The organism is Archangium violaceum Cb vi76, assembly GCF_000733295.1.
In the GTDB taxonomy this organism is placed as follows: Bacteria; Myxococcota; Myxococcia; order Myxococcales; family Myxococcaceae; genus Archangium; species Archangium violaceum.
On the sequence record NZ_JPMI01000208.1, the window covers coordinates 1 to 688 of the forward strand.

Here is a 688-nt window from a genome sequence, read left to right on the forward strand (position 1 = left end):
TGCCGGGCCTCACGGACGTCGTGGCCATCGCGGCCGAGGGGCTCTACACCCTGGCGCTGCGCGCGGACGGCACCGTCTGGGGCTGGGGTGCCAACTTCAGAGGCCAGCTCGGGTGGCCCTCCAGCTACGAGCCCAACTCCACGCCCACCCAGGTGCCGGAGCTCACGGGAGCGGTGGCCCTCTCCGCGGGCTCCGACCACGTCCTGGCACTGCGCGCGGACGGCACCGTCTGGGCCTGGGGTGACAACTCCTCCGGCCAGCGCGGGCAGTCCCCCTCCCTCGAGCTCTCCTCCCTCCCGGCGCAGGTGCCAGCCCTGACGAACGTGGTGGGGCTCGCGGCTGGCGACGGTTTCTCCCTGGCGCTGCGCGCGGACGGCACCGTCTGGGCCTGGGGCCGCAACTCGTCCTTCGAACTCGGAGACGGGACGAGGATCAGCCGCCACACACCCCAGAAGGTGCCCGGGCTGAAGCATGTGATCTCCCTGGCGGCGGACCAGCACCCGCTGGCGCTGAGCAGGAACGGTACCCTCTGGGCCTGGGGTGACAACGCCAACGGCCGGCTCGGAACCGGGACGGAGCTGCGGTCCACGCCGGTGCGGGTGCCCCGCCTGAGGGAGGCGAAGACCGTCTCCGTTGGCGGGCTCCATGTCCTGACGCTGCGCGAGGATGGCACCGTCTGGGGCTGGGG

General features: G+C 72.8%; 1 protein-coding gene. It reads left to right on the top strand.

Annotation, left to right across the window (positions count from 1 at the left end; all coding sequences use genetic code 11):
• Positions 1 to 688: RCC1 domain-containing protein (locus Q664_RS27390; RefSeq protein WP_043402139.1), on the top strand; the 688-nt coding region annotated here is incomplete at both ends.